Consider the following 26,338-nt stretch of genomic DNA (forward strand, 5'->3'; position numbering starts at 1 on the left):
AGGGCTGTCACCGTGACTGACACTGTCGACAAGACTCCGGCGCCGACGGTGCCGCCGGAGCAGATCAAGGCCATTCCGGTTCGCCACTACGGCCGCTGGGTGGCGGGCGCGGCGGTCATCGCCATCCTGGTGCTGATCGGGATCGCCTTCTCCAACGCCAAGATCAACTACGGCGTGATCCCGGACTACCTCACCGACGGGACGATCCTGTCCGGCGTCTGGCACACGCTGTACATCTCCGTGCTCGCCATGGTGCTGGGTCTCGTCCTGGGCGTGATCCTCGCCGTGATGCGGATGTCGTCGAACCCGGTCACCAGCAGCGTGGCCTGGTTCTACGTGTGGTTCTTCCGCGGCACTCCGGTCCTGGTCCAGCTGCTGCTCTGGTACAACATCTCGCTCGTGTTCCCCATCCTCAACCTGGGGTTCTACAAGGACGAGATGAACCAGGTGATGACCCCGTTCCTGGCGGCCCTGCTGGGACTCGGTCTGAACGAGGCCGCGTACATGTCCGAGATCGTCCGGGCCGGCATCCAGTCGGTCGACGAAGGGCAGACGGAGGCGTCGCACGCTCTGGGCATGACCCAGGGCAAGACGCTGCGGCGCGTGGTCCTCCCGCAGGCCATGCGGGTGATCGTGCCGCCGACGGGCAACGAGTTCATCAACATGCTGAAGACCTCGTCGCTGGCCTACGCGGTCCAGTTCAACGAGCTCATCAAGCGGGCCCAGGACATCTCCAGTACCTCGCTCGCGGTCGTGGAGATGTTCTTCGTGGCCTCGATCTGGTACCTGATCCTCACCACGGTCTTCAGCATCGCCCAGTACTACATCGAACGCCGGTACGCCCGCGGTTCGTCGCGCAGCCTGCCGCCGACACCGCTTCAGCGCCTGAGGAAGAACCTCCGCCTGTTCGGTTCGTTCCGCCGCCCGGAGGTGGCCCGATGAGCAGTCTCAGCAAGGGCATCGCCCCGAGCACGACCGGCCACCCGATGGTCAAGGCCGAGGGGGTGCACAAGTCCTTCGGTCTTGCGCACATCCTCAAGGGCATCGACCTGGAGGTGAACCCGCGTGAGGTGTTCTGCCTGATCGGCCCGTCCGGCTCCGGCAAGTCCACCTTCCTGCGGTGCATCAACCACCTGGAGAAGATCAGCGCTGGCCGGCTGTACGTCGACAATGAACTGGTCGGCTACCGGCAGAGGGGCGACAAGCTCTACGAGCTCAAGGAGAAGGAGGTCGCGGCCCAGCGGCGGAACATCGGCATGGTGTTCCAGCGCTTCAACCTGTTCCCGCACATGACGGCGCTGGAGAACGTCATGGAAGCTCCGGTCCAGGTGAGGCGCGAGTCCAAGGCCGTGGCACGGGAGCGCGCGGAGCGGCTCCTGGACCGGGTGGGCCTCGGAGACCGGAAGGGGCACTACCCCGCCCAGCTCTCCGGCGGCCAGCAGCAGCGAGTCGCCATCGCCCGGGCGCTGGCGATGGAGCCGAAGCTGATGCTCTTCGACGAGCCGACCTCGGCCCTCGACCCGGAGCTCGTCGGCGAGGTGCTCGACGTGATGCGGGACCTGGCCGAGGACGGCATGACGATGATCGTCGTCACGCACGAGATGGGCTTCGCGCGTGAGGTCGGCGACTCGCTGGTGTTCATGGACGACGGCGTGGTGGTCGAGGCCGGCCACCCGCGCGAGGTCCTGACGAACCCGCAGCACGACCGAACCAAGTCGTTCCTGTCGAAGGTTCTGTAGAGCACGTCGCGGACTGTGCAGAGCAAGAAGTGAGTGGGCCCTGTGTCGCAAGGACACGGGGCCCACTCACTTCGGCGATACGCCGAGCCCGGCCCGCCACGGCCGGTACCGCGAACGCGGTGAAACGGCAGCCTGTTGCCCCTACTTCAGCGCGAGCAGGAGCGTGTCCGAAGGCGAGCACCACACCGGGCGGGCCTCGGCGAAGCCCTTCTCGCCCAGTACGCGCGCGTGCCACGTGGCCGAGGGCGTCTCCCCGTCGGCATGGGCGCCGTAGATCTCGAAGCGGCGGGCGGTCGGCGCGGCGAGAACGGGGTCCTCGGCGGCCAGTTGCCACCACTCGGCCCAGTCGAGGGCACCGCCCCGCATCGCCTGGTCCATGCGCAAGTGCCGGAGGGCGCTCTCGGCCGCGTTGATCCGGGGCGTGGTGTCGTCGATCATGTGGTCGGCGTTCATGAAGACACCGCCGTGGCGGACGAGTTCCGCGATCCGACCGTAGAGGCCTTCGAGGGGGTCCTTGCGCAGCCAGTGGAGGGCCGTGGCGGTGAGCACCGCGTCGTACACGTCGTGTGGCAGACGCGCGGGCCAGCCGGGGTCCTTGAGGTCCGCCTCGACGAACGTGACGCGGTCGTCGCCCGCGAACGTGCCGCGCGCGATGGCCAGCAGTGCGGGATCGAGATCGACGCCGGTACTGGTGGCCCCCGGGAAGCGGTCGAGCAGCCGGGCGGTGATGCTGCCCGTGCCGCAGGCGAGGTCGAGCACCCGGGGTTCGGTGCCGACGAACGCCTCGACCATGTCGAGCATGATCCGGAAGCGTTCCTCTCGGTCGGGCATGTACCACTCCTGCTGTCGGTCCCAGCTCTCCTGCCAGGCCCGCCAGTCGGTCGTCGCCGTGGTCTCCGTGTCCGCCATGCCGCCCTCCGTTACGTGCGTCACGTAATACCCTGGAAGCACGATCGTCTGTTACCCGACCGCCCCACGACCATAGAGCGCCTCCGTAAGGACTACAAGTGGAACTGGCCTATTACTCGGATTACGCCGTACGACTCGTGAACAGCGAGGAACCGGCCCGGGGCAAGGACTCGCTCACCTCGGTGGAGGCCGTCCGCGACCTCTTCGGGGGCAACCAGTCGGCGGCCCGCCGCGCCACCGACGCCGACGTCACCCGGTTCCGATCGGTCAGGGCCCGACTCCGCGCGGTCTTCGAGGCGGCCGACACCGGCGACGAGACGCTCGCCGTGGACCTGCTGAACTCGCTGCTCCTCGAGTTCCCGGTGAGCCCGCAGATCTCCGGGCACGACCACCGCGACGAGGACGGCCGCCCGCTGTGGCACATGCACCTCGCGGACCACCCGTCGAACGCGACCGCGGGCTATGCGGCGATCGCCGCGATGGGGCTCGCCTTCCACCTCACCGCATACGGCGTGGACCGCCTGGGCCTGTGCGAGGCGGCCCCCTGCCGCAACGCGTACCTCGACACGTCGACGAACCGCTCCCGGCGCTACTGCTCGGACCGCTGCGCGACGCGCGCCAACGTGGCCGCCTACCGCGCCCGCAAGCGCCTGGAGGCGGACCGGTCGGAGAACACGGGCCGGCCGGCCGAGAGCGCCCAGCGCAGCAGCGCGAACAGCGAGCGCTGACCCTCCTTGCGCGGCCGGTAGCGCAGTCGCACCTTCCCGAGGACGAGCTCCTCGGGAACGCTGCCGTAGTCGGTGCTGTCCCCGCCCGCGTACGGATTGTCGCCGAGCACCCACCAGCCGCCCTCGCGGAGCTCGACGGCCCGCTTGACGACCAGCAGGTCCTGCTGGAAGGGATGCCGCAGAACGACGACGTCACCCGGCCGGACCCGCGCCCCGTACTGGACGAGCAGCCGGTCCCCGTGGTGCAGCGTGGGCACCATGGACGGTCCCGTCACCTCCGCCGCCCCCAACGGCAGCAGGGCCCTCGTGCGCTCGAACTCCTGTGACAGCTCCGGCATCCCCGGCACCTCCCCGGTCCGATCCTCCACCAGTCCCAGTCTCACCCTGGACTTTTGACGTAAGCCCACGGGGGCACTCGCGAAAACCCGTCCCCCACGGAGTAATGTCCCACCTGAGAAGACGATCACGAGGAAGGACAGCTTCATGCTCTCCCGCCTGTTTGCCCCCAAGGTCAAGGTCAGCGCCCACTGCGACCTGCCCTGTGGCGTCTACGACCCGGCCCAGGCCCGCATCGAGGCGGAGTCGGTGAAGGCCGTACAGGAGAAGATGGCCGCCAACGACGACCCGCACTTCCAGGCCCGCGCCACCGTCATCAAGGAGCAGCGCGCCGAGCTCGCCAAGCACCACGTCTCGGTGCTGTGGAGCGACTACTTCAAGGCCCCGCACTTCGAGAAGTACCCGGAGCTGCACCAGCTGGTCAACGACACCCTGAAGGCCCTCTCGGCCGCCAAGGCGTCGAAGGACCCGGCCACGGGCCAGAAGGCGCTGGACTACATCGCCCAGATCGACAAGATCTTCTGGGAGACCAAGAAGGCCTGATCCACCGGTCCTTCTGATCGCAAAGACCCGCGAGCGGTGCATCCTCGCAGGTCAGCGACGTGTCTGAAGGGGTCCGGCCGCACCGTCGGCCGGGCCCCTTCACATGTGCCCGGCCGCCCGGGGCAAGCGCATGGATCACCCGGTTGCGGACCGGACCGTTCCGCCCGTCCGGACCGCCGAGCCGTCTCATGCCGGGTCCTGTTGTCGGTACCCCGTGCCATGCTGTGGGCGTGGACCTGGACGACCTGGTCCGGCTGCGGCGGGCCCGCGACCGGATGGACCGAGACTACGCACAGCCGCTGGACGTGCCCGCGCTCGCGCACACCGCGCTGATGTCGCCCGGGCACTTCCAGCGCAGCTTCCGCGCGGCCTACGGGGAGACTCCGTACAGCTACCTCATGACCCGCCGCATCGAGCGGGCCAAGGCGCTGCTGCGGCGCGGGGACATGACCGTGACGGAGGTCTGCATCGCCGTGGGGTGCACCTCCCTGGGGTCGTTCAGCTCGCGCTTCACGGAGCTGGTCGGCGAGACGCCGAGCGCCTACCGAGCGCGGTCGCACGAGCACGCAGCGCCGATTCCGCCGTGCGTGGTGAAGGGCCTGACGCGCCCCCGCCGGGGCAGGCCGGGCGATACGCGAGCGGACCCGCGCGCCCAGCTCTAGCCTGGCGCCATGGACCTGAAACTCTCCCAGTGCTTCATCGCCGTCGACGATCACGACAAGGCGCTCGCCTTCTACCGGGACGTCCTGGGCCTCGAGGTCCGCAACGACGTCGGGTTCGAGGGGATGCGCTGGGTGACGGTCGTTTCACCGCTCCAGCCCGACGTGGAGATCGTCCTGGAGCCGCCGGGCGCCAGCCCGGACGCCTCCCCGGCGGACCGCCAGGCGATGGCGGAGCTGCTCGCCAAGGGCATCCTGCGGGGCGTCATCTTCTCCACCGAGGACTGCGACGCCCTCTTCGCCCGCGTCGAGGGGGCCGGGGCCGACGTCCTCCAGGAACCCATGGACCAGCCCTGGGGCATGCGCGACTGCGCCTTCCGCGACCCGGCGGGCAACCTGCTGCGCTTCACGGAGCGCCGCGCCGCCTGACGCGGACCGCGGCCACCTGGCAGCCGGGCCCGGGAAACGCGTTGCGCGTTCCTTCCGGCCGGGAGACGGTACGAGCGGCCCGTCCACCGTCCGCACCGTCTGCCAGGGAGTCGCCCCGTGAGCGAACCGATCCGCTGGTCCTACGCCTTCGTCGACCGGCCCGCTCCGGAGTTCGGCCGGGCCTGCGATTTCTGGACCGCGGTCACGGCGACCAAGTTGTCCGAAACCCGGGGTGATGACGGCGAGTTCGTGACGCTCCTGCCGGAGACGGGAGACGCCTGCCTGAAGGCGCAGGCCGTGCGCGCGGGCGGCGGCACCCATCTCGACCTGGCCGTCGAGGACGTGCCCGCGCTGGTGGCGGCGGCGCGGCGGCTCGGAGCCGACGTCGTCGCCGGCCATCCGGGGTGGGCCGTGCTCCGCTCCCCGGGCGGCCAGTCGTTCTGCGCGGTGCCCTGGCACGGCGAGTCGGCGCGGCCTCCCGTGGTCGAGGACTCCGGCGGTGCGGCCGACCGGCTCGACCAGGTGTGTCTCGACGTCGGCCCGGCTGTCTTCGACGCCGAAGTCGCCTTCTGGGGCGGCCTCACCGGCTGGGAGTCGTATCCGGGCTCCCTGCCGGAGTTCCATGTGGTCCGGGCGCCCGCCGCACTGCCGGTCCGCATCCTGGTGCAGCGCCTCGGCACCGACGGCCCCGCCTCGGCCCATCTCGACCTCGCGTGCGCGGACATCGAGGCGACCCGGGCCCGGCACGAACGCCTGGGCGCCGCCTTCGTCGAGCGGGGTGCGCACTGGACGGTGATGCGCGACCCGGTCGGCGGCACGTACTGCCTGACGGCCCGCGATCCGTGGACGGGCGGCCTGCCCGGCTAGGCGACGCCGGACGGCGCCGTCATGCCCGCTCCGCCGGATGACGGCGTACTACCGGACGGCGGAGTACGCGCATACGATGATCACCGGCCTCGTGGCAGGCGTCGGGGTCGGACAGGACGTCTCGTCGACGTCCGCGGACAGCAGCGGAGCGGGCGCGCGTTCCCACCGGGCCGGAGGATCCGGCTCGTTCGCTTCCTGCAGCCACAGCGTGAGGCCCCCGCCCGTCAGCACCAGTGCCGCCCACACCCCGACGGCCCACCGCCAGGCCTTGCTCCGTCCCCCCGTCGCGGTCACTCCGGCGCCGCCGTCCCGGCGTTCCAGACCTCCACGTCCACCACGGCGGACACCGGTATCGGCCCGTAGATGTGCGGGAACTCCTCGCCGCCGGGCTGCACGGCCTCGTAGCGTACGGGGGCCGTCAGACGCCGCGGGTCGATGACGAGCAGCACCAGTTCGTCGGGCCCCTCGTACGTCCCGTACACCCAGCCCGCGACGCGCGGGACCTGGTGCCGCAGCGAGCAGTGGATGAAGCCCTCCTCCTGAAGGGTGCGGTCGCGGGTCGACATCTCGTAGGTGCCGGTCGCGCGGGCCGCCTCCCACAGGGAGCGCTCGGTGAGGTGCAGCAGAGGTTCGGACATACCGCCAACCCTAGGCTTCGGGTACGACACCCCGGTCTCCGGAGCCGCGTACGCCGGGCACTTGGGGTTGCGGCACGGACCGGGGCGCCACACCGGGACGAAGATACCCAGCGTCTTATGGCGCCGTACGACGGTGCCGACGGGCTGCCCGCAGGACGGACAGACCTGATCCTTGCTGCCCATGCCCTCAGCGTAGGGCGGCCACGGGTGCGGCGCCCCCGGTGCTTTCGGTCAGCGAGGGTCGCGCCACATCGGCCACATCTTCGGGCCGTCGGGGATGTCGAGGGTGCGACCCGTGTAGGCGAACCCGAGCCGCTCGTACAGCCTGGTGCTGCGGGCACTGCTCGCCTCCAGGTAGGCAGGCAGGCCCTCCCGGTCGCAGCGGTCGAGGACGTGCTGGATGAGCGCGGTGCCGAGGCCCTCGCCCTGGTGCCCCCGGGCCACGCCGATCATCCACAGGTATTCGTGGGCGCGTTCCGTGGGGTGCGACGCGGCCGTCAGCCGGGCGATGCGCTCGACCCTTTCGTTGTCCGGGTCGACCGTCTCACGCAGTCGCACGGCGTCGTCCGCGTCCTCCGCGTCGTCCTCCGCGCCCGCGTGGTCGCCGGCGGGCACCGGCAGCCAGAGCGCACAGGCCGTGCCGTCCTCGGTCACATCGATGCGCCCCTCGGCGAACACGATGTCGGTGAACGCGCCCATCAGCCTGTGGTGCGTCGTACGCCGGTGCTCCTCGTCAGGAAACACCCAGCTGCTGACCGGATCGTCCCGGAACGCCTCGTCCAGCAGCCGGACGACCGTCTCGCGGTCGTCCCCCTCCGCCGCCCGGATGGCCACGCCCATCTGCCCGCCCTTTCACCCCAACCAGCCGTTTTCTTACGGGTGTTGACCCTATCGAGTGCTGCTGGGCGCATGACCCGAAGGGGCGCTCCGGAGGCGAACCGGCCTTCGGCAAAGGGCACAGAGGCCGCACACCGCGGGGAGGTGCGGGGCCCACCCCGCAGCCGGAGACCCGGGTGCCGCGAGGAGTCAGGAGCCTCGCGGAACCCGGGTCTCCGGGGTCTGACGGTCGTGCCGGTCAGCTGCTGCGCCGGGTCACGAACTCGGCCAGGGCCAGCAGGCCGTCCGCCGCCGCCGGGTCGGGGACCGCACGGGACAGCTCGTGCATCGCCCGGCCCATCCGGTCGGCCGCCTGCACCTGCGCCCAGTCACGTCCGCCCGCCCGCTCGACGGCGAGCACGGTGCGCTCCAACTCCCCTTCCTCGTACGGTCCCCGGTAGAGCTCCGCCAGGTCCGCCGCCGCCGGTGTACCGGAGGCCAGGGCGGCGACCACGGGCAGCGATTTCTTCCGGGCCATGAGATCCGCCCCGGCCGGCTTGCCGGTGCGGCTCGGGTCCCCCCAGATCCCGATCACGTCGTCGATGAGCTGGAAGGCGAGCCCGGCCTCGCGGCCGAAGGCGTCCAGCGCCGCGACGTCCTCCTCGTCCGCTCCGGCGTACAGAGCGCCGAGTGCGCAGGCGCAGCCGAGCAGTGCGCCCGTCTTCGCCTCGGCCATGGCGAGCACCTCGTCGAGGGTGACCTCGTCGGGGTCGCGCCGCTCCATGGCCGTGTCCGCGTGCTGACCGGCGCACAGTTCGACGACGCAGGACGCGAGCCGGGCGGCCGCCGCCCCGGACGCCGGGTGCGGGTCCTCGGCGAGCAGCCGCAGGGCGAGAGCCTGCAGGGCGTCCCCGGCGAGGATGGCGTCGGCGTCGCCGAACACGGTCCAGGCGGTGGGACGGTGTCTGCGGGTGGCGTCCCGGTCCATCACGTCGTCGTGCAGCAACGTGAAGTTGTGGACCAGTTCGACGGCCGCGGCGGCCCCCACGGCGGCGGCCGCTTGGCCGCCGAGCGCGCGGGCCGCGGTCAGGACGAGCGCGGGCCGTATCGCCTTGCCCGCGTTGCCGGACGCGGGGGTGCCGTCCGCGTGCTCCCAGCCGAAGTGGTAGCGCGCGATGCGGCGCATCGAGCCGGGCAGCGAGTCCACGGCCCGGCGCAGCTCTGGGTCGACCGAGGCGCGGGTGCGCTCCAGGATCACCGTGGCCTCGTGTCCGTCGGGCGGCCCGGCCGGGCCCGGGAGCGGGCCGAGGCGGCCAAGGGAGCCGGCCGGGCCGAGCCGTCCGAGCGTCGGGCTCTGCTTCGGCTCCGTCATGAACTCACCCATGGAACCGCCTCGAAGTGTCTGCGGACGGTGACGCTTCCGCTGCCGATGGGCCAGTACCCCGAGGGTGTACCCGCCCGGACGGGCGGGCACACGGCGTGCCGGTTGTGCTCAGCGTCACCTCCAGCGGCCGATCTCGACGTTCTCCAGGACACCCAGCGCGTCGGGGACCAGGACCGCGGCCGAGTAGTAGGCCGTCACCAGGTACTTGATGATCGCCTGTTCGTTGATGCCCATGAAGCGCACCGAGAGGCTCGGCTCGATCTCGTCGGGGAGGCCCGTCTGCCTCAGGCCGACGACGCCCTGGTCCTCCTCCCCGAGACGCATGGCGATGATCGAGGTCGTACGGGCCTCGCTGACCGGGATCTTGTTGCACGGGAAGATCGGCACTCCCCGCCAGGTGGGGATGCGGTTGCCGCCCATGTCGACGGTCTCGGGGACCAGTCCGCGCTTGTTGAGTTCCCGGCCGAACGCGGCGATCGCGCGCGGGTGGGCGAGGAACAGCTTGGTGCCGCGCCGCCTGCTGAGCAGTTCGTCCAGGTCGTCGGGGCTCGGCACGCCGTCGTGCGGCTGTAGCCGCTGGTCGTATTCGCAGTTGTGCAGCAGACCGAAGTCACGGTTGTTGACCAGCTCGTGCTCCTGGCGCTCCTTCAACGCCTCCACGGTGAGCCGCAACTGGTGCTCGGTCTGGTTCATCGGCTGGTTGTAGAGGTCCGCCACGCGCGAGTGGATACGCAGCACGGTCTGGGCGATGCTCAGCTCGTACTCGCGGGGTGCGGCCTCGTAGTCGACGAAGGTGTGCGGCACGTCCGGCTCGCCGCTGTGGCCCGCGGCGAGGTCGATCTGCTTCTCGCCGTACTTGTTGGTGCGCTGCTCCGGGATCGTGCGCTGCTGCCGGAGGTGCTCGCGCAGCGACTCGGCACGCTCCGCGATCTGTTCGACGTCCCGGCGGGGCAGGGCGAGCACCGTGCAGGCGGTGACCGCACGGGCCGTGTACTCCCAGATGGCACCCTGGTCCAGCAGCGCCTGATCGCCGAAGTAGGCGCCGTCGGCGAGGACGCCGAGCACCGCGTCGTCCCCGTAGGGACCCGTTCCGATCTTCTCGACCTTGCCGTGCGCGAGCAGGTACACCTCGTCGGCGTGGCTGCCGAATTCGGCGAGCACGTCCCCGGGCGCGAACCTCCGTTGCTGGCAGCGCTGGGCGAGTTCGCCGAGCACGTGCTGGTCGTCGTACGACCGCAGGGCCGGCAGCTCACCGAGCTCGGCCGGGATGACCGTGACCTGGTCGCCGGTCTTCACGAACGTCACACGGCCGTCGCCCACCGCATAGCTGAGGCGGCGGTTCACACGGTACGTACCACCCTGCACGTTCACCCACGGCAGCATGCGCAGCAGCCATCGTGAGCTGATCTCCTGCATCTGGGGTGCGGACTTGGTGGTGGTGGCCAGGTTCCGTGCGGCCGCGGTACCCAGACTCTGCTGCGGCCTGTTCTCGTCCGCGCGGACCTCTTCGCCTACCGACATTGGGCTTGCCCCTCCCGGATCATGCGTTGATCTGCGGGAAGAAGCCTCGCAGCACGAAGCGTGACCGTGCCATTACCCAAACGAGCGGGAATGGATCATCGTGGCCCTGGGCACACTGGGGAGCCCTGCCAAGGCGCCGCGGCATCCCTCCGGAACCGGCGGTCGAGGACGGGCGCGGACCCGGAAGCGCACGCACAAGTCCCTGCTCGGGCCGGCCGATCGTCGGCAGATCCTCCGCTGACCGGATCGGCTCGCACACCGTACGAACGGCTGGTCCGCGCGCTGTGGTCGCCGGTACAAGCACCGGTACGAGGCGGCCGCGACCGGTGGCCGTCGCGCAGCGCGAAGGAGGCGGCCATGGCCCCACCCATGTCCGCGGGCACGTTCCTCGACTGGCTCGAAGCCGAAGGCGTCACCGTCGTCGAGGTCGGCGACTGGCGACATCACAACCGCAACCACAAGGGCCCCTGGGGCCCCGTCCACGGAGTGCTGATCCACCACACGGCGACATCGGGGAGCGAGCGGACCGTCGCGGTGTGCCGCGACGGCGACGCCGAGCTGCCCGGGCCGTTGTGCCACGGCGTGATCACCAAGGACGGTGTGGTGCATCTGGTGGGCTACGGCCGCGCCAACCACGCGGGGCTGGGCGACGACGACGTACTGCGCGCGGTCGTCGCCGAAAAGGCGCTGCCCCCGGTGAACGAGGCGAACACCGACGGCAACCGTCACTTCTACGGTTTCGAGTGCGAGAACCTCGGCGACGGCGAGGACCCCTGGCCCCCGGCCCAACTCGAGGCGATCGAGAAGGTGAGTGCGGCGATCTGCCGCCGGCACGGCTGGTCGGAACGCTCGGTGATCGGGCATCTGGAGTGGCAGCCCGGGAAGGTCGATCCGAAGGGCTTCTCGATGGCCTGGCTTCGGGAGCGGGTCCGCGACCGCCTGAAGTGACACGGGCCGCCCCCGCCCGGCCGTGCGGACTCCCCGCGTGTTCGACAATGGCGAGGTGACCAGCCCCGATGTGCCGCACACCGAAGCGCTCGACCCGGCCGTACTGCACCCACGTCTGCCGTCTCCCCTGGAGGAGGTCGCGGACGAGCGGTTCACGCGGCACGGCGTCCGGCTGCTGCTCAAGCGGGACGACCTGATCCACCCGGACCTGGTCGGCAACAAGTGGCGCAAGCTCGCCCCGAACCTGCGGGCCGCGGCCGGCCGCCCCCTGGTCACGTTCGGCGGCGCCCACTCCAACCATCTGCGGGCCACGGCCGCCGCCGGCCGGCTGCTGGGCCTCGGGACGATCGGAGTGGTCCGCGGCGATGAGCTGGCCCACCGCCCGCTCAACCCCTCCCTGGCCCGGTGCGCGGCCGACGGCATGCGGCTGCACTTCGTCGACAGGTCGACGTACCGCCGCAAGTCGGAACCGGAGACCCTGGCCGCCATCCTGCGGGCCGCGGACGCCGCGGAGGCCTACGTCGTGCCCGAGGGCGGCAGCAACTCCCTCGCCGTGCACGGCTGCCTCGCGCTCGGTGAGGAACTGCGCGGCCGGGCGGACGTGGTCGCCGTCGCCTGCGGCACCGGCGGCACGCTGGCTGGCCTTGCCGCCGGGCTGGCACAGGACCAGCGGGCCCTGGGGATCCCGGTTCTGAAGGGCGACTTCCTGGCCGCCGACACCGCCGAGCTGCAACAGCGGACCTTCGGCGCTCGGCGCGGCACCTGGTCGCTGGACACCCGCTTCCACTTCGGTGGCTACGCCCGCGTACCCGATGAACTGGAGACCTTCGCGGCCGACTTCGAGTCCCGCCACGGCCTGCCGGTAGATCGTCTCTACGTCGCCAAACTGCTCTACGGACTTGTCGTCCTGACCGAAGAGGGCGCCATCCCTCCGGGTACGGTGCTGGCCGCTGTGATCACCGGAAGCCCGTTTCCCTCAGCGCCGCGCCGAGTCCCTTAGGCGGTCACGGGCATCCGGGGCCCGACGCGCGAGACGGTCCAAGCCCCTCCCCGGGACGGGACCGCCGTGGTCCCGTGGGCTCCCGACGAGCCGCCTCACGTGGTCTCCCGGTACGCCGCCGCCTCCTCCAGGTCCAGTCGGCGCAGCAGGGTGCGGAGCATCTCGTCGTCGATGTAGCGGTGGTTGCGGAGCTTGACGAAGACCTTGCGTTCCGCGCCGATCATCTCGCGGGACAGACGGCGGTAGGTGTCGTCGTGCGATTCCCCGGTCACCGGATTCACCGAGCCCAGCCGCTCCCAGACCGAGTTGCGGCGCCGCTCCAGGACCCTGCGCAGACGGTCGGCCAGCGGTGGCGGCAGGGCGTTGCGCTCGTCGTCGAGCAGCGCGTCCAGGCGCTGCTCGGCGGCGCGGGACGCCTGCGCCTGGGCGTTGGCCTCCGCCAGGGTCTCCGCCTGCGCGTCACGCCCGGGCAGCCTCAGCAGCCGGATGAGCGGCGGCAGGCTCAGTCCCTGCACCACCAGCGTGCCGATCACCGTCGTGAAGGTCAGGAAGAGGATCAGGTTGCGGTAGGGGAAGGGGTCGCCGTTGTGCATGGCCCGCGGGATCGAGAAGGCGATCGCCAGCGAGACCACACCGCGCATCCCGGCCCAGCTGATGACGAACGGCCCCCTCCACGTCGGGTCCTCCTCCCGCTCCCGGATGCGCTTGGACGCAATCCGCGGCAGGAAGATCGACGGATACACCCACATGAACCGTGTCACGACGACCACGCCGAACAGGACCAGCGCGTACCAGGCCGCACGCGTGCCCTCGAACCGGCCCAGCCCCCTCAGGACGACCGGGAGTTGCAACCCGATCAACGCGAACACGGCCGACTCCAGGACGAACGCGACCATCCTCCACACCGCCTCCTCCTGGAGCCGCGTCGCGAAGTCGACCTGCCAGTTGTGGTACCCGAGGTAGAGGGCGACCACGACCACGGCGAGCACCCCGGAGGCATGGACCCACTCCGCGGCCCCGTAGGCGACGAACGGAATCAGCAAGGAGAGCGTGTTCTGCAGCAACGCCTCCTTCAGGTGCATACGCAGCCAGTGGATCGGCATCATCAGCAGCAGACCGATCGCGACGCCGCCCACAGCCGCCACGGCGAACTCGCGCGCCCCGTCCGCCCAGGTCGCCCCCTCGCCGACCGCCGCCGCGAGCGCCACCTTGTACGCCGTGATCGCGGTCGCGTCGTTCACCAGCGACTCGCCCTGCAGGATCGTGGTGATCCGTGACGGCAGCCCCACCCGCCGGGCCACCGCCGTCGCGGCGACCGCGTCCGGCGGCGCGACGACCGCACCCAGCACCAGGGCGGCGGTGAGCGGCATGCCCGGCACCAGTACATACACCGCCCAGCCCACGGCGAGCGTCGCGAACAGCACGTACCCGATGGACAGCAGGGCCACTGGCCGCACCTGGGCCCGCAGGTCCAGGTACGAACTGTCGGTGGCCGCCGTGTACAGCAGCGGGGGCAGCACCAGCGGCAGCACGATGTCGGGGTCCAGGGTGTACTCCGGCACCCCCGGCAGATACGAGACCACCAGCCCCACCGCGACGAGCAGCAGCGGCGCGGGCACCGGAGTCCGGCGCGCCGCACCGGCGACGGCGGCACTGCCGGCCACCAGCAACAGCAACGGCAATACGTTCATCGTCTTCCGCCCACCCTCGATCTCCGCACAGCTTCCCGTCCCCGAATTCCGCGCGGCACCGCACGGACCCGTCGTAACCTGGCAATCATGAAACAGTGCACGCACGCCGACGCGCTGCCGCTCCCCGAACCCAAGCCCCAGAGCGAGACCTGCCTGGAGTGTCTCGCGGCAGGCACGCACCCGGTGCAATTGCGGCTGTGTCTGGAGTGCGGACACGTGGGCTGCTGCGACTCCTCGCCCCTGCGGCACGCGACGTCGCACCACAAGGACAGCGGCCACCCGGTGATGCGCACCTTCGAGCCCGGCGAGAGCTGGCGGTGGTGCTTTGTCGACCATGTACTCGTGTGACGCGCGGTCCCCTCGCGTGTGACCCTGGATCCGGACGGTTCGGCGGTCTGACGACTGGGTACGTCAAACCGGCGCTCGCTCATCCGGATTGGGCCCGCAGACCCCTAGCCACTGTGCGTATGCATGGGTTTACTATGAGTGACAGGAAGGGATCGGGGTCCCGGGACAGAAAAGCTGAGATCGCGATAGCGTCACCGCTGAACCACGTAGGGCGTTACCCCCGGGGGCGACCCTCGGCCCCGAAAGAGCTTGTACCACCTTGGAGGTGAGGGTGTCCCAGATCGCAGGCGAGCCCGCGACCCAGGACTTCGTGGAAGTCCGGCTTCCGGCAGCGGGTGCCTACCTGTCGGTGCTGCGCACGGCCACGGCCGGTCTCGCGGCGCGTTTGGACTTCACCCTCGACGAGATCGAGGACCTGCGCATCGCGGTCGACGAGGCCTGCGCGATCCTGCTGCAACAGGCCGTGCCCGGCTCGGTGCTCAGCTGTGTCTTCCGGCTCATCGACGACTCGCTCGAGGTCACCGTCGCGGCCCCCACCACGGACGGTCACGCCCCCTCGCGGGACACCTTCGCCTGGACCGTTCTGTCGGCTCTGGCCGGCAAGGTCTCCTCCGCGGTCGGCGACGACAAGACCGTGTCCATCAGCCTCTACAAACAGCGCGGCGCGGGACCCGGGCCGGCGTGACGAACGGGGACGGGCCGGTGCGGGACGAAGAGCGCGGCACACGGGAACTCCCCGCCGGGGACGCCGGTGGCCCGAGCGGGTCGCGGCGCATGGCGGACGGCGTGGACGGTATCCCCGAGCAGGCCCGTCCGCACCCGGAGGACGAGGCTTCGGCGGTCGTGGCGCCCCTGCAGACGGGGCCGAACGGCACGGACGAGGCGTTCTCCGTCCGGGGCGACGGACTGCGGGATCCGGACGGCGCCACGCGGAGCACGTCCTCCGGAGGGACTGGGGCCTCCCCTGCTCGAGCGGAGTCGAGAGCATGGGGAAGGGTGACGGGCGGGACGATGAGCGAGCACGAGCGAAACGCTGAGCAGAGTGTGCCGGGCGGCGTACAGCACGACCCTCAGGACCGCACCGGAGCGCGGGCCATGTTCGTCGAGTTGCGCAAGCTGAAGGAGGGCAGCCCGGAGTACGCCGAGCTGCGCAACCAGCTCGTCCGTATGCACCTGCCGCTCGTCGAGCACCTCGCGCGCCGCTTCCGCAACAGGGGCGAGCCGCTGGACGACCTGACCCAGGTCGCCACCATCGGTCTGATCAAGTCGGTGGACCGGTTCGACCCGGACCGCGGCGTCGAGTTCTCCACGTACGCGACCCCGACCGTGGTCGGCGAGATCAAGCGCCACTTCCGTGACAAGGGATGGGCGGTGCGGGTGCCGCGCCGTCTGCAGGAGCTGCGCCTGGCCCTGACCACGGCCACGGCCGAGCTGTCCCAGCAGCACGGCCGCTCCCCGACGGTCCACGAGCTGGCCGAGAAACTGGCCATCTCGGAGGAAGAGGTCCTGGAGGGCCTGGAGTCGGCGAACGCGTACTCGACGCTGTCCCTCGATGTGCCGGACACGGACGACGAGTCGCCCGCGGTCGCCGACACGCTCGGCGCGGAGGACGAGGCGCTGGAGGGCGTCGAGTACCGCGAGTCGCTGAAGCCGCTGCTCGAGGACCTTCCGCCCCGAGAGAAGCGGATCCTGCTTCTCCGCTTCTTCGGCAATATGACGCAGTCGCAGATCGCGCAGGAGGTCGGCATCTCCCAGATGCACGTCTCGCGGCTGCTGGCCCGCACGCTGGCGCAACTGCGGGAGAAGTTGCTGGTCGAGGAGTGACGAAGGGCGACCGGAGATCCGGTCGCCCCAAGGTGCGTGTGCCGAAGCCCGGCCGCGCCGTTACTTCTGGTCCTGTACGTTTCCGGGTCCGCGGATGCCGAGGGCACGCGTCGTCGCCGGGTGCAGCAGCAGCACCAGGGCGGACACCGCGACGACCGCAAGGGCGATGCCGGCCGGGATCGCCATGCTGTCGGCCTGAAGCAGGCTGTAGGCCACCGGCAGGGCCAGGATCTGGGTGATGACGGCGGGTCCCCTGCTCCAGCCGCGCCGCAGCAGCAGTCCGCGCGCGGCCAGCAGAGGCAGCAGCGCGAGCACGACCAGGGTCAGGCCACCCGTGACGGCCTGCCCGCGGTCGTCAGGCGTGCCCGTCAGACCCAGGACGAGAATCCAGATGCCGCCCACGACCACGGCGAGCCCCTCCAGAGCGGCCAGCGCGGCCGCGGCGGTCAGCCGCCCGGGACGCGGTTCTGTTCCGGAGGCGGCGGGGGTGGGGTTCTGCTCAGCGCTCACCCCTGAAGAGTAGCCTTCGGGCCCACGCCCACCGTCGGCACGGGTACCGCGACTGTGCTCAAGGCCACCCCCATTCCTCTTACCGGATCCCTACCTCGGGCTGGGATGAGCACCGCCCCGGTAGGTACCCTGCAATCCATGCGTGCACTTCTCGTGGTCAATCCGGCAGCCACCACCACAAGCGCACGTACTCGTGACGTCCTGTTCCACGCGCTGGCGAGCGAGATGAAGCTCGAGACGATCACCACGCAGTACCGGGGGCACGCCAGGGACCTCGGCCGCCAGGCCGCGGAGAGCGACGACATCGAGCTGGTGGTGGCCCTCGGCGGTGACGGCACGGTCAACGAGGTCGTGAACGGCCTGCTGCACCACGGCCCGGACCCCGACCGCCTCCCGCGCCTCGCGGTGGTCCCCGGCGGCTCGACCAATGTCTTCGCCCGCGCGCTGGGGCTGCCCAACGACGCAGTGGAGGCGACCGGCGCGATCCTCGACGCCCTGCGCAACGACAGGGAGCGGACGGTCGGCCTCGGTCTCGCCTCGGGCACCCCGGGCACCGAGGACGAGGCGGTGCCCTCCCGCTGGTTCACCTTCAACGCGGGCCTCGGTTTTGACGCGGGCGTGGTGGGCCGGGTCGAGCAGCGGCGCGAGCAGGGCAAGCGCTCGACCCATGCGCTGTATATGCGCCAGGTGGCACGTCAGTTCCTGGGCGAACCCCACCGCCGGCACGGAACGATCACTCTGGAGCGGGCCGGCGAGGAACCGATCACGGATCTCGTCCTGTCCATAATCTGCAACACGGCGCCCTGGACGTTTCTCGGCAATCGTCCGGTGTACGCGTCACCTAAGGCGTCGTTCGATACAGGACTTGACGTACTCGGTCTCAGCCGCGTCTCGACGGCCTCGGTTGCCCGATATGCAACCCAGTTGCTCACTTCGTCCCCCGAACGGGGGCCCCGCGGCAAGCATGTGGTGTCACTGCACGACCTGAGTGACTTCACCTTGCATTCGAAGGCTCCCCTGCCCCTTCAGATGGACGGTGACCACCTAGGGGTGCGTACGAGCGTGACGTTCACAGGCGTACGCCGTGCACTGCGTGTGATTGTGTGAGCAGAAGGGGCTAAAGTCCTTTCACTCGAACGTTTAGGCCAGGATCCACCCCTTGGAAGTACGGCTGTGATCGAGCCGACACCAAGGAATCAAAAAAAACTTTCCGGAAAGGGTTGTATCCGCCGCTGAGGTTTGCGAGTCTCTACGTGGCGCTCGGGACGGCCCGCAACATCGGCCTCCCATCAAGAGCCCGAACCCCTCCTCAATCCACAGGACCACGTCAGCGTGTCTGACGATCGGCCCTTCACTTGTTGAGGGATTCGTGAAAGCGTTCACATTCACAAGCAATCTGCACGTATTACCACGGAGAGGTAGCAGCCATGGACTGGCGTCACAACGCCGTTTGCCGCGAGGAAGACCCCGAGCTCTTCTTCCCCATCGGCAACACCGGTCCTGCGCTGCTGCAGATCGAGGAAGCCAAGGCCGTCTGCCGTCGCTGCCCGGTTATGGAGCAGTGCCTGCAGTGGGCGCTCGAGTCCGGCCAGGACTCCGGCGTCTGGGGTGGTCTCAGCGAGGACGAGCGCCGCGCGATGAAGCGCCGCGCCGCCCGCAATCGGGCCCGTCAGGCCACCGCCTGACCTGCCCACCCCGTACGAGCCTGAGGTTGGCGGCGCGTACAGCGAGTACGCATCTCCCGCCCCCGAGCCGCAGCGCGCAGTACCCCCGGTGCGCCTAGTGAGCAACACCCGGCAACGAGCTCTGGCCCCGGACCACTTGTGGTCCGGGGCTCATTGCTGTCCGGGACCACTGTCGGGGGGCGCTGTCCCGGGGCCGGACACCGTCGGTGCCGTGAGGCGGTGTCACTTGGGTGCCCGCACCGGGATGTCCAGGATGACCCTCGTACCACGCTCCGGGGCCGGGACCATGTCGAAGGTGCCGCCCAACTCGCCCTCCACCAGCGTCCGTACGATCTGCAGGCCCAGGTTGCCCGCCGTGTGCGGATCGAAGCCCTCAGACAGACCGACCCCGTCGTCCTGGACGGTGACCAGGAGGCGGGCCTCCTTCGTCGTACCGCCGCGGACCGCGGAGACCTCGACCGTGCCGGTGTCGCCCTGCCGGAAGCCGTGCTCCAGGGCGTTCTGCAGCACCTCGGTCAACACCATGGAGAGCGGGGTCGCGACCTCGGCGTCGAGGATGCCGAAGCGGCCGCTGCGCCGGCCGGTGACCGTACCGGGTGAGATCTCGGCGACCATGGCGAGCACCCGGTCGGCGATCTCGTCGAACTCCACCCGCTCGTCCAGGTTTTGGGACAGCGTCTCATGGACGATCGCGATCGAGCCCACGCGCCGTACGGCCTCCTCGAGGGCCTCCCGCCCCCGCTCGGACTCGATCCGGCGGGCTTGGAGCCGGAGCAGCGCGGCTACCGTCTGGAGGTTGTTCTTCACCCGGTGGTGGATCTCCCGGATGGTCGCGTCTTTGGTGATCAACTCCCGCTCGCGGCGCCGCAGTTCGGTGACGTCCCGGAGCAGGACCAGCGAGCCGATCCGGGTGCCCTTCGGCTTGAGGGGGATCGCGCGGAACTGGATGACCCCGTCGTTCGACTCGATCTCGAACTCGCGCGGCGCCCAGCCGCTGGCGACCTTGACCAGGGCCTCGTCCACCGGACCCTGGGTCGGAGCCAGTTCGGCCGTGGTCTCGCCGAGGTGGTGGCCGACGATGTCGGCCGCGAGGCCCAGGCGGTGGTACGCCGACAGGGCGTTCGGGGAGGCGTACTGGACTATGCCGTCCGCGTCCAGCCTGATCAGCCCGTCGCCGACACGCGGCGAGGCGTCCATGTCGACCTGCTGCCCGGGGAAGGGGAAGGAACCCGCCGCGATCATCTGCGCCAGGTCGGAGGCGCTCTGGAGGTAGGTCAGCTCCAGGCGGCTCGGGGTTCGCACGGTCAGCAGGTTGGTGTTGCGTGCGATGACACCGAGGACACGGCCCTCGCGTCGCACGGGAATGGACTCGACCCGGACCGGAACCTCCTCGCGCCACTCGGGGTCGCCCTCACGGACGATCCGGCCCTCGTCCAGGGCCGCGTCCAGCATGGGGCGGCGGCCGCGCGGGACGAGATGGCCGACCATGTCGTCCTGGTAGGAGGTGGGGCCGGTGTTGGGGCGCATCTGGGCGACCGAGACGTAACGGGTGCCGTCGCGCGTGGGCACCCACAGCACCAGGTCGGCGAAGGAGAGGTCGGAGAGCAGCTGCCACTCCGACACCAGCAGATGCAGCCACTCCAGGTCGGAGTCGCTGAGCGCGGTGTGCTGGCGGACCAGCTCGTTCATGGAGGGCACGTGTGCGAGGGTACCCGGGGCTTCGTACATCGATCGAAATCGGCCAGGTCGGCGACATTGCGGTAGGCCCCAGGAACACCCGCGGGCCGCGGCGCCTGGGAGGGACCCTCAACCCTCCCGGCACCGCAGCCCGGAGCAGCAACGGCCGTGGGTGTGCGGTCCCGGTCGGCCGATGGTCGAGGAGCCGGAGCAGTCAGGGCAGAGAGCGCCGGATCCTCGGTCCGTCCTCCTGTGCGGGGAAGACGGAGGTCTGTGCGGCAGGTCCACTCACCGTGGGACGAGCGGACTTTACTGAATTTACCTGAGCTGTCTGGACTAGACCACGCTCGCGAACCATGTTCCTGGGTCCCGGGTCGTGTGTCCATGCGTTGGCGGATGTTTGTTGTTGTCTCTTTATCGGACACCCGCCGACGGCTCACCCGCAGCGTAGCCGTCTTCGGCTCCCGGGCGGGGCCGGATCGCCATCGTGGCGCTCGCGAGTGCTCCGGTTCCCACCGGCCCGCCCCGGCGTGCGTCTGACGGGAGCCACCACCCTCCCCGCTCAGTGCGTCTGCGTCACCTTGGCCAGGGCACGCGGAGCGTCCGGATCCTGACCGCGGGCGATGGTCACCTCGTACGCCAGCAACTGAAGCGGGATGATCTCCAGGATCGGCTGGAGTTCCTCGGGTACGCCCCCGGTGGGCAGGACGAAGCCCGCCGAGGCCTGTTCCACCTGGTCTTCGGGCCCGATGACGACAAGATCGGCGCCGCGCCCGCGCAGCCGGTCCAGTACGGGCCGGAGCGCCGCGCCGCCGTTGCCGTCCGTCACGACCGCGATGACCGGCGAGACGTTGTCGACCATGGCGAGCGGACCGTGCAGGAGGTCGGCGCCCGAGTAGGACAGGGCGGGGATGTAGCTGGTCTCCATCAGCTTCAGGGCGGCTTCCTTCGCGGTCGGATAGCCGTAGCCGCGCGAGGTGATGACCATCCGCTCGGCGAACCGGTACCGGGCGGCGAGGGTGCGGACCTCGTCCTGGCGGGCGAGCAGCTGCCCGGCGAGGTCGGGCAGTACCTTCGCGGGCGCACCGTCACCGCCGCGCAGCCCTTCCACGAAGAGATAGAGGGCGAGCAGGGAGGCGGTGTAGGTCTTGGTCGCCGGAAGGGCCTTCTCCGGTCCCGCGAGGATGTCGATGTGGAACTCGGAGACCGCGGCGAGCGGCGAGTCCGGGTTGTTGGTCACCGCGAGCGTGAGCGCGCCGGCCTCGCGGGCGGCCTGCGTGGAGGCGACCAGGTCCGGGGAGCCGCCGGACTGGCTGACGGTGATGACGAGAACGTCGGTGAGATCGGGACGGGCGCCGTACGCCGTGGTCGTCGACATCGAGGTGAGACCGCAGGGCAGACCGAGACGGATCTCCAGCAGGTACTTGGCGTAGAGCGCGGCGTTGTCGGAGGTGCCGCGGGCGGTCAGCAGCACGAACCGGGGCTTGCGGGCGGCGACCTCCCGGGCCACCTCCTGGATCCGCGGTGCCCCGGCGTCCAGGATCCGGCGCAGCACTGCGGGCTGCTCGGCCATCTCCCCGGCCATGATCCGCCCGGGCAGGTCGTCGCTGCGGGGGTCCGTGGTGGGCGCGGTCATGGGGCCTCCTCGAGGTGGCTCACCGCTACGGCACGGCGTCGGCTGCCTCCATTCCACTCCCCCGTCCTTGGATCCGCGCAGTCGGGGGCGACCCGGACATGGCCGACCTGGGACGCGCGGCCCGTGGAACCCGCTGTCGGAGACCGTTTCTGGTAGATTGGTCTATACCACTATTGTTTCCCCTCGGTTCCCCGGCGAGCCCTCTTCAGATCGGCAGGCCCAGCGTGGAAGTTGTCATCGTTCCGGATGCCAAGGCAGGTGGCGCACTCATCGCCGAGGCCATGGCGCAGCTGCTGAGACGCAAGCCCGACGCCGTGCTCGGGGTGGCCACCGGCTCGACCCCGCTGCCCGTCTACGAGGCGCTGGCGGCCGAGGTGCGCTCCGGTGCCGTGGACGCCTCGCGGGCGCGGATCGCACAGCTCGACGAATACGTGGGGCTGCCGGCCGAGCATCCCGAGTCCTACCGCTCGGTGCTCAGGCGCGAGGTGCTGGAGCCGCTCGGCATCGGCATGGACGCCTTCATGGGACCGGACGGCACCGCCGAGGACGTGCAGGCGGCGTGCGAGGCCTACGACCGTGCGCTCGCCGCGGCCGGCGGCGTGGACCTTCAGTTGCTCGGCATCGGCACCGACGGGCACATCGGGTTCAACGAGCCGTGCTCCTCGCTCGCCTCGCGCACCAGAATCAAGACGCTGACCGAGCAGACCCGGATCGACAACGCGCGCTTCTTCGACGGCGACATCGACCAGGTACCGCATCACGTGATCACCCAGGGCATCGGGACCATCCTGGAGGCACGGCACCTCGTGCTCCTCGCCACCGGCGAGGGCAAGGCGGACGCGGTCGCCGCGACCGTCGAGGGCCCCGTCGCCGCGATCTGCCCGGCGTCCGCGCTCCAACTCCACCCGCACGCGACGGTCGTCGCCGACGAGGCCGCGGCGTCCAAGCTGAAGCTCGCCGGCTACTTCCGCCACACCTACGCCAACAAGCCCGCCTGGCAGGGCATCTAGCCCGCCCGGTACGCCGAAGGCCCCGGCCCCCGAGGGGTGGCCGGGCCTTCGGCACAGCGGCTACGCGCCCGCGAGAACCTCCGCCGCCGCCCGTCCGCACACCCGCGCCGCCCCGTGGGTGGCGATGTGCAGGGCACCGCGGGGAGCGGCCTGAGGGACGCCCATCTCGACCACGATCGTGTCCGGACGTGACCCGAGAAGCGTGTCGAGGGCCCCCGCCATCCAGGGGTGGCGGTGTTCGTCCCGGACCACCGCCACGATCCGCCGGCCCCCGGCGGCCTCCAGGGCCTCCCGCCCCGCTTCCTCCCCCGCGAAGCTGCCGGTCTCGGTGCCCGGAAGCAGTCGGCCCAGTTCCGCGGCCACGCCCCACGGGGTCTCCTCGCCCACCGCGATATTGGCGACGGGGGTGAGAGCGGCGACGTAGGGAGGCTCGGTGAGCGGGGCGAAGCCCTCCGCGCCGGTGACCGTCAGCGCACGCCGGGCCGCCAGCAGACCGATGTCCGCACGGGCGCCCGGCAGGGCGGCGGCGTCCTTCACTCCCGCCTGCGCCGTCCAGCGCGCCAGGGCCCGCACGCGGTCCGCAGCCTCGGCGAGCCGCTCCTCGGCCAGTTCCCCCGAGCGCACGGCGGTGACCAGGGCGTCCCGCAGACGCCGTACCGTCTCGTCGTCGGCGAGGCCGCCGCCCACGCAGATGGCGTCCGCGCCGGCCGCGACGGCGAGGACGCTGCCGCGCTCGATCCCGTAGGTCCCCGCGATCGCCCGCATCTCCATGCCGTCGGTGACGATCAGCCCGTCGTAGCCGAGCCCTCCGCGCAGCAGGTCGCTCAGGACGCTCCGGGACAACGTTGCCGGGTGGTCCGGGTCCAGTGCCGGTACCAGGATGTGAGCGCTCATCACCGCGCGGGTGCCGGCGGCGATCGCCGCGCGGAACGGCGCCAGTTCGCGCTCCTGGACCGTGGGCGCCTCCGCGTCGATCCGGGGCAGCGCGTGGTGGGAGTCGACCGCCGTGTCGCCGTGGCCGGGAAAGTGCTTGGTACAGGCCGCGACGCCGGCCGACTGGAGTCCGGTGACATATGCGGCGGTGTGCCGGGCCACCAGTGCGGTGTCGGCGCCGAAGGACCGGACGCCGATCACCGGGTTGGCGGGATTGGAGTTCACGTCGGCGGAGGGCGCCCAGTTGAGGTTGACCCCGCACTCCGCGAGCCGGCGGCCGAGTTCACGGGCCACCTCGCGGGTCAGTTCCACGTCGTCCACCGCGCCGAGGGCGTGGTTGCCCGGGAAGGAGGAACCCGTCCTGACCTCCAGGCGGGTGACATCGCCCCCCTCCTCGTCGATCGCGACGATGACGTCGTCGCGCTCGGCCCGCAACTGGGCGGTCAGGGCGGCAAGTTGTGCCGGTGAGGCGATGTTGCGGCCGAACAGGCCCACGGACGCCAGGCCCTCGCCGATACGGCGCAGCAGCCAGTCGGGGGCCGTGGTGCCGGTGAAGCCGGGCTGGAGGACCGTCAGCGCGTCTCGCGTCAGGGTGTCGGTACCGCTGGCGAATGTCGTCATCGGGTGGCGTTATCCCTTCACGGCGCCCGCGGTGAGGCCCGCGGCCATCTTGCGCTGGACGAGGAGGAAGAGAATGACGATCGGCACCGCCATCATCGTGGAGCCGGCCATCATCGGCGCGTACTCGGTGCCGTGCTTGGTGGTGAAGTTGCCGAGCCAGACAGTCGCGGTCTGGTTCTCCTGGCTCATCAGCATCAAGGCGTACAGGTACTCGTTCCACGCCTGGATGAAGCCGTAGACCGAGGTGGCGACCAGGCCGGGGGCCAGCAGCGGGAAGACCACGCGCAGGAAGGCTCCGGTGCGCGAACAGCCGTCCACCATCGCCGCCTCCTCCAGTTCGCGCGGGATGTTGACGACGAACCCGCGCAGCGTCCACACCGTGAACGGGAGGATGAAGGTGAGGTAGGTGATGATCAGCCCCGTCAGCTTGTCGTACTGGCCGAGGTCATTGAGGAGCAGGAAGACCGGGATGATCATGGACACCGCCGGGACCATCTGGACCGCCAGGATGCCCACGATCACGATCTTCCGGCCGCGGAAGGCGAAGCGGGAGATGGCGAGCGCGGCCAGCATGCCGACGACGATGCCGATGGCGACGACGGACAGCGACACGATCAGGCTGCGGCCGACCGGCCCCCAGAAGTCGGCGATGTCCAGCGCCCGGCGGAAGTTGGCCAGGGTGACACCCGTGGGCAGCAGGCTGGGATCCGGGTCGATGGCGTCCTTGGCCGGTTTGAAGGCCGTGTCGACCATCCAGTAGACGGGGAAGCCCGCGGTGACGAAGACGAGCAGACCGAGAAGGTTCCAGCCGAGCCGGGACGTCGGGCGGCGGCGCCCCCCGGTCGCGATGGCGCTCATTCGACCTCTCCGATCTTCAGCATCTGACGCATGTACACGGCGACCACACCGAGCAGCAGCAGCACGGTCAACAGGGCGATCGCCGATCCCTGCGCGTAGTCGTTGACCACGAACGCGCGGTCGTAGGAATAGGTCTGGAGCAACTGGAACTCCGGCTCCGGATGGCCGTTGCGCATCACGAAGACCTGCGGGAAGACGCCCATGTCCCAGATCACCGAGAGGGTCGTGAGCATCACGATGATCGGCTTGAGGATCGGCAGGGTGACATGGCGGAAGACGCCCCACCCGGTCGCACCGTCCAGACGGGCCGCTTCCTCCAGCTCCTTGGGCACCTGGGTCAGGCCGGCGGAGAGCGTGATGACGACGAACGGCACCGCGCCCCACACCACGAGGAGCATGATCACGGCAAGGCCCTGCGGCCCGCTCGCGAACCAGTTGTGCCCGATCAGCTCCACTCCGGGCAGCTTGCTCAGCAGCGCGTTGAGGATGCCGTAGTCCGAGTCGAAGAGCCACTTGAAAACCGTGGTGGCGACGATGATCGGCATGCCCCAGCTGGCCACCAGCACAATGTTGACCATCGTCTTCACCCAGCCGGAGACCCGCTGGAGCAGCAGCGCGATCAGCATGCCGAGGACCATGGTGAAGATCACCGAGCCGGCGGCGAACACGATCGTGCGCACCACCACCGCCCAGAACTCGCTGTCGCCGAGCACCTGGGAGAAGTTGGCGAAGCCCACCGACTCGGCGGGCTGGAAGCCCCACAGCTGCGACTGGCCGAACTTCTGGAAGGAGAGGGTCACCAGGCGGACCAGCGGATACCCCATCACCAGGGCGAGGATCAGCAGACAGGGGGCGAGCAGCGCCCAGGGGGTGGCGGTCCCGCGCGGCGTCCGCTGTCCGCGTGGTTTCGCCGGGATGCCCGGTGGCGGCGCCGGCCGCGGCGGCGGCACCTTGGCGTGGGTGGTCGTGTCTGCGGCACTCATCGCGCGCTCCTTGAGGGTCCCTCAGGTCGTACAAGGGCGAAGCCC

At 70.3% G+C, this 26,338-nt stretch carries 29 protein-coding genes; 15 read left to right on the forward strand and 14 right to left on the reverse strand.

Features of this window, described 5'->3' with window-relative positions; translation table 11 throughout:
• The first annotated feature begins 12 nt into the window (after positions 1-12).
• Both ACQEXA_RS20955 and ACQEXA_RS20960 read left to right on the forward strand, forming a co-directional pair.
• Entirely contained in the window at positions 13-942 is a 930-nt protein-coding gene (locus tag ACQEXA_RS20955) for an amino acid ABC transporter permease (RefSeq protein WP_361825506.1), read from the forward strand.
• Positions 939-1,739 carry an amino acid ABC transporter ATP-binding protein gene (locus ACQEXA_RS20960; RefSeq protein WP_359395826.1) on the forward strand — a complete coding sequence of 267 codons (801 nt, stop codon included), beginning with the start codon at positions 939-941 and terminating at the stop codon, positions 1,737-1,739. The genes ACQEXA_RS20955 and ACQEXA_RS20960 overlap by 4 nt, the downstream gene beginning before the upstream one ends.
• A gap of 141 nt (positions 1,740-1,880) precedes the next feature.
• Here ACQEXA_RS20960 and ACQEXA_RS20965 read toward each other — a convergent pair whose 3' ends face one another.
• Positions 1,881-2,648 carry a class I SAM-dependent methyltransferase gene (locus tag ACQEXA_RS20965; protein WP_432932349.1) on the reverse strand — a complete coding sequence of 256 codons (768 nt, stop codon included), beginning with the start codon at positions 2,646-2,648 and terminating at the stop codon, positions 1,881-1,883.
• Between the two features lie 98 nt (positions 2,649-2,746).
• Here ACQEXA_RS20965 and ACQEXA_RS20970 point away from each other — a divergent pair, with 98 nt between their 5' ends.
• Positions 2,747-3,376 (forward strand): CGNR zinc finger domain-containing protein, encoded by a 630-nt coding sequence (locus ACQEXA_RS20970; RefSeq protein WP_359395830.1) that lies wholly within the window; start codon positions 2,747-2,749, stop codon positions 3,374-3,376.
• Here the strand turns inward: ACQEXA_RS20970 and sodX are convergent.
• Complete coding sequence (gene sodX / locus ACQEXA_RS20975) at positions 3,280-3,714, reverse strand: nickel-type superoxide dismutase maturation protease (RefSeq protein WP_359395832.1); 435 nt, start codon at positions 3,712-3,714, stop codon at positions 3,280-3,282. The genes ACQEXA_RS20970 and sodX overlap by 97 nt on opposite strands.
• Before the next feature lie 145 nt (positions 3,715-3,859).
• On the opposite strand from sodX, the gene sodN reads away from it, so the two are divergent.
• The 4 genes from sodN (at position 3,860) to ACQEXA_RS20995 (ending at position 6,210) form a co-directional block, all read left to right on the forward strand.
• Entirely contained in the window at positions 3,860-4,255 is a 396-nt protein-coding gene (sodN, locus tag ACQEXA_RS20980) for a superoxide dismutase, Ni (protein WP_355133333.1), read from the forward strand.
• A 230-nt stretch (positions 4,256-4,485) separates the two neighbouring features.
• Positions 4,486-4,917: a helix-turn-helix transcriptional regulator gene (locus ACQEXA_RS20985; protein ID WP_359395835.1), complete on the forward strand. Its 432-nt coding sequence runs from the start codon at positions 4,486-4,488 to the stop codon at positions 4,915-4,917.
• 9 nt (positions 4,918-4,926) lie between these two features.
• Positions 4,927-5,343 (forward strand): VOC family protein, encoded by a 417-nt coding sequence (locus tag ACQEXA_RS20990; RefSeq protein WP_359395837.1) that lies wholly within the window; start codon positions 4,927-4,929, stop codon positions 5,341-5,343.
• A gap of 117 nt (positions 5,344-5,460) precedes the next feature.
• Positions 5,461-6,210: a VOC family protein gene (locus tag ACQEXA_RS20995; RefSeq protein ID WP_432932345.1), complete on the forward strand. Its 750-nt coding sequence runs from the start codon at positions 5,461-5,463 to the stop codon at positions 6,208-6,210.
• A gap of 48 nt (positions 6,211-6,258) precedes the next feature.
• On the opposite strand, the gene ACQEXA_RS21000 is transcribed toward ACQEXA_RS20995, so the two are convergent.
• The 5 genes from ACQEXA_RS21000 to ACQEXA_RS21020 all read right to left on the reverse strand — a co-directional run bounded on the left by ACQEXA_RS21000 (position 6,259) and on the right by ACQEXA_RS21020 (position 10,569).
• The gene (locus tag ACQEXA_RS21000) at positions 6,259-6,504 is read right to left on the reverse strand and encodes a hypothetical protein (RefSeq protein ID WP_359395841.1); all 246 of its coding nucleotides are present in this window, start codon (positions 6,502-6,504) and stop codon (positions 6,259-6,261) included.
• The gene (locus tag ACQEXA_RS21005) at positions 6,501-6,848 is read right to left on the reverse strand and encodes a DUF952 domain-containing protein (protein WP_432932343.1); all 348 of its coding nucleotides are present in this window, start codon (positions 6,846-6,848) and stop codon (positions 6,501-6,503) included. The genes ACQEXA_RS21000 and ACQEXA_RS21005 overlap by 4 nt, the downstream gene beginning before the upstream one ends.
• Positions 6,849-7,079: 231 nt before the next feature.
• Complete coding sequence (locus ACQEXA_RS21010; protein WP_432932341.1) at positions 7,080-7,688, reverse strand: GNAT family N-acetyltransferase; 609 nt, start codon at positions 7,686-7,688, stop codon at positions 7,080-7,082.
• A gap of 235 nt (positions 7,689-7,923) precedes the next feature.
• Positions 7,924-9,048 (reverse strand): family 2 encapsulin nanocompartment cargo protein polyprenyl transferase, encoded by a 1,125-nt coding sequence (locus ACQEXA_RS21015; RefSeq protein ID WP_432932339.1) that lies wholly within the window; start codon positions 9,046-9,048, stop codon positions 7,924-7,926.
• 114 nt (positions 9,049-9,162) lie between these two features.
• A complete protein-coding gene (locus ACQEXA_RS21020) occupies positions 9,163-10,569 on the reverse strand; it encodes a family 2B encapsulin nanocompartment shell protein (RefSeq protein WP_432932337.1) in 1,407 nt (468 codons plus the stop codon).
• Positions 10,570-10,926: 357 nt separating this feature from the next.
• Between ACQEXA_RS21020 and ACQEXA_RS21025 the strand changes: the two genes are divergently transcribed.
• Both ACQEXA_RS21025 and ACQEXA_RS21030 read left to right on the forward strand, forming a co-directional pair.
• Positions 10,927-11,517: an N-acetylmuramoyl-L-alanine amidase gene (locus tag ACQEXA_RS21025; protein ID WP_432932335.1), complete on the forward strand. Its 591-nt coding sequence runs from the start codon at positions 10,927-10,929 to the stop codon at positions 11,515-11,517.
• Positions 11,518-11,572: 55 nt separating this feature from the next.
• Positions 11,573-12,517 (forward strand): 1-aminocyclopropane-1-carboxylate deaminase/D-cysteine desulfhydrase, encoded by a 945-nt coding sequence (locus tag ACQEXA_RS21030; RefSeq protein WP_432932334.1) that lies wholly within the window; start codon positions 11,573-11,575, stop codon positions 12,515-12,517.
• 95 nt (positions 12,518-12,612) lie between these two features.
• On the opposite strand, the gene ACQEXA_RS21035 is transcribed toward ACQEXA_RS21030, so the two are convergent.
• On the reverse strand, positions 12,613-14,208 hold the full coding sequence (locus ACQEXA_RS21035; protein ID WP_432932333.1) for a Na+/H+ antiporter: 1,596 nt from the start codon (positions 14,206-14,208) through the stop codon (positions 12,613-12,615).
• 87 nt (positions 14,209-14,295) lie between these two features.
• Here ACQEXA_RS21035 and ACQEXA_RS21040 point away from each other — a divergent pair, with 87 nt between their 5' ends.
• From ACQEXA_RS21040 to ACQEXA_RS21050, 3 genes are all read left to right on the forward strand, one after another.
• The gene (locus ACQEXA_RS21040; protein ID WP_359395856.1) at positions 14,296-14,556 is read left to right on the forward strand and encodes a UBP-type zinc finger domain-containing protein; all 261 of its coding nucleotides are present in this window, start codon (positions 14,296-14,298) and stop codon (positions 14,554-14,556) included.
• Between the two features lie 271 nt (positions 14,557-14,827).
• Entirely contained in the window at positions 14,828-15,241 is a 414-nt protein-coding gene (locus tag ACQEXA_RS21045) for an anti-sigma regulatory factor (RefSeq protein WP_043449288.1), read from the forward strand.
• Positions 15,238-16,380, forward strand: coding sequence for an RNA polymerase sigma factor SigF (locus ACQEXA_RS21050; RefSeq protein ID WP_432932331.1), 1,143 nt, complete (start codon positions 15,238-15,240; stop codon positions 16,378-16,380). The genes ACQEXA_RS21045 and ACQEXA_RS21050 overlap by 4 nt, the downstream gene beginning before the upstream one ends.
• Positions 16,381-16,440: 60 nt before the next feature.
• Here ACQEXA_RS21050 and ACQEXA_RS21055 read toward each other — a convergent pair whose 3' ends face one another.
• Entirely contained in the window at positions 16,441-16,890 is a 450-nt protein-coding gene (locus ACQEXA_RS21055; protein ID WP_359395861.1) for a hypothetical protein, read from the reverse strand.
• 138 nt (positions 16,891-17,028) lie between these two features.
• On the opposite strand from ACQEXA_RS21055, the gene ACQEXA_RS21060 reads away from it, so the two are divergent.
• Together ACQEXA_RS21060 and ACQEXA_RS21065 are read left to right on the forward strand one after the other, a co-directional pair.
• Positions 17,029-17,997, forward strand: a complete 969-nt coding sequence (locus ACQEXA_RS21060) for a diacylglycerol/lipid kinase family protein (RefSeq protein ID WP_432932329.1) — start codon at positions 17,029-17,031, stop codon at positions 17,995-17,997.
• A 320-nt stretch (positions 17,998-18,317) separates the two neighbouring features.
• A complete protein-coding gene (locus ACQEXA_RS21065) occupies positions 18,318-18,575 on the forward strand; it encodes a WhiB family transcriptional regulator (RefSeq protein ID WP_006380970.1) in 258 nt (85 codons plus the stop codon).
• A gap of 222 nt (positions 18,576-18,797) precedes the next feature.
• Here the strand turns inward: ACQEXA_RS21065 and ACQEXA_RS21070 are convergent, their stop codons facing one another.
• Together ACQEXA_RS21070 and ACQEXA_RS21075 are read right to left on the reverse strand one after the other, a co-directional pair.
• Positions 18,798-20,264: a PAS domain-containing sensor histidine kinase gene (locus tag ACQEXA_RS21070; RefSeq protein WP_433134588.1), complete on the reverse strand. Its 1,467-nt coding sequence runs from the start codon at positions 20,262-20,264 to the stop codon at positions 18,798-18,800.
• Between the two features lie 550 nt (positions 20,265-20,814).
• The gene (locus ACQEXA_RS21075) at positions 20,815-21,888 is read right to left on the reverse strand and encodes an SIS domain-containing protein (protein ID WP_432932326.1); all 1,074 of its coding nucleotides are present in this window, start codon (positions 21,886-21,888) and stop codon (positions 20,815-20,817) included.
• A gap of 224 nt (positions 21,889-22,112) precedes the next feature.
• Here ACQEXA_RS21075 and nagB point away from each other — a divergent pair, with 224 nt between their 5' ends.
• The gene (gene nagB, locus ACQEXA_RS21080) at positions 22,113-22,898 is read left to right on the forward strand and encodes a glucosamine-6-phosphate deaminase (protein WP_432932324.1); all 786 of its coding nucleotides are present in this window, start codon (positions 22,113-22,115) and stop codon (positions 22,896-22,898) included.
• Between the two features lie 60 nt (positions 22,899-22,958).
• Here the strand turns inward: nagB and ACQEXA_RS21085 are convergent, their stop codons facing one another.
• The 3 genes from ACQEXA_RS21085 to ACQEXA_RS21095 are packed head-to-tail and all read right to left on the reverse strand — an operon-like array spanning position 22,959 to position 26,293.
• The gene (locus tag ACQEXA_RS21085; protein WP_432932322.1) at positions 22,959-24,452 is read right to left on the reverse strand and encodes a glycoside hydrolase family 3 protein; all 1,494 of its coding nucleotides are present in this window, start codon (positions 24,450-24,452) and stop codon (positions 22,959-22,961) included.
• Positions 24,453-24,461: 9 nt separating this feature from the next.
• Positions 24,462-25,310, reverse strand: a complete 849-nt coding sequence (locus tag ACQEXA_RS21090; RefSeq protein ID WP_359395872.1) for a carbohydrate ABC transporter permease — start codon at positions 25,308-25,310, stop codon at positions 24,462-24,464.
• A complete protein-coding gene (locus tag ACQEXA_RS21095; protein WP_359395875.1) occupies positions 25,307-26,293 on the reverse strand; it encodes a carbohydrate ABC transporter permease in 987 nt (328 codons plus the stop codon). The genes ACQEXA_RS21090 and ACQEXA_RS21095 overlap by 4 nt, the downstream gene beginning before the upstream one ends.
• Positions 26,294-26,338: the final 45 nt, after the last annotated feature.

It is taken from the genome of Streptomyces sp. CA-106110 (assembly GCF_050936285.1).
Classification (GTDB): domain Bacteria; phylum Actinomycetota; class Actinomycetes; order Streptomycetales; family Streptomycetaceae; genus Streptomyces.

Coding starts and splice junctions, on each gene's coding strand:
- ACQEXA_RS21040 (WP_359395856.1), top strand. CDS start 14,296: ATGAAACAGTGCACGCACGCCGACGCGCTGCCGCTCCCCGAACCCAAG.
- ACQEXA_RS21095 (WP_359395875.1), bottom strand. CDS start 26,293: ATGAGTGCCGCAGACACGACCACCCACGCCAAGGTGCCGCCGCCGCGG.
- ACQEXA_RS21005 (WP_432932343.1), bottom strand. CDS start 6,848: ATGTCCGAACCTCTGCTGCACCTCACCGAGCGCTCCCTGTGGGAGGCG.
- sodN (WP_355133333.1), top strand. CDS start 3,860: ATGCTCTCCCGCCTGTTTGCCCCCAAGGTCAAGGTCAGCGCCCACTGC.
- ACQEXA_RS21020 (WP_432932337.1), bottom strand. CDS start 10,569: ATGTCGGTAGGCGAAGAGGTCCGCGCGGACGAGAACAGGCCGCAGCAG.
- ACQEXA_RS20965 (WP_432932349.1), bottom strand. CDS start 2,648: ATGGCGGACACGGAGACCACGGCGACGACCGACTGGCGGGCCTGGCAG.
- ACQEXA_RS21065 (WP_006380970.1), top strand. CDS start 18,318: ATGGACTGGCGTCACAACGCCGTTTGCCGCGAGGAAGACCCCGAGCTC.
- ACQEXA_RS21060 (WP_432932329.1), top strand. CDS start 17,029: ATGCGTGCACTTCTCGTGGTCAATCCGGCAGCCACCACCACAAGCGCA.
- ACQEXA_RS21015 (WP_432932339.1), bottom strand. CDS start 9,048: ATGGGTGAGTTCATGACGGAGCCGAAGCAGAGCCCGACGCTCGGACGG.
- ACQEXA_RS20960 (WP_359395826.1), top strand. CDS start 939: ATGAGCAGTCTCAGCAAGGGCATCGCCCCGAGCACGACCGGCCACCCG.
- ACQEXA_RS21010 (WP_432932341.1), bottom strand. CDS start 7,688: ATGGGCGTGGCCATCCGGGCGGCGGAGGGGGACGACCGCGAGACGGTC.
- ACQEXA_RS21025 (WP_432932335.1), top strand. CDS start 10,927: ATGGCCCCACCCATGTCCGCGGGCACGTTCCTCGACTGGCTCGAAGCC.
- ACQEXA_RS21075 (WP_432932326.1), bottom strand. CDS start 21,888: ATGACCGCGCCCACCACGGACCCCCGCAGCGACGACCTGCCCGGGCGG.
- ACQEXA_RS21070 (WP_433134588.1), bottom strand. CDS start 20,264: ATGAACGAGCTGGTCCGCCAGCACACCGCGCTCAGCGACTCCGACCTG.
- ACQEXA_RS20990 (WP_359395837.1), top strand. CDS start 4,927: ATGGACCTGAAACTCTCCCAGTGCTTCATCGCCGTCGACGATCACGAC.
- ACQEXA_RS21090 (WP_359395872.1), bottom strand. CDS start 25,310: ATGAGCGCCATCGCGACCGGGGGGCGCCGCCGCCCGACGTCCCGGCTC.
- ACQEXA_RS21035 (WP_432932333.1), bottom strand. CDS start 14,208: ATGAACGTATTGCCGTTGCTGTTGCTGGTGGCCGGCAGTGCCGCCGTC.
- ACQEXA_RS21085 (WP_432932322.1), bottom strand. CDS start 24,452: ATGACGACATTCGCCAGCGGTACCGACACCCTGACGCGAGACGCGCTG.
- sodX (WP_359395832.1), bottom strand. CDS start 3,714: ATGCCGGAGCTGTCACAGGAGTTCGAGCGCACGAGGGCCCTGCTGCCG.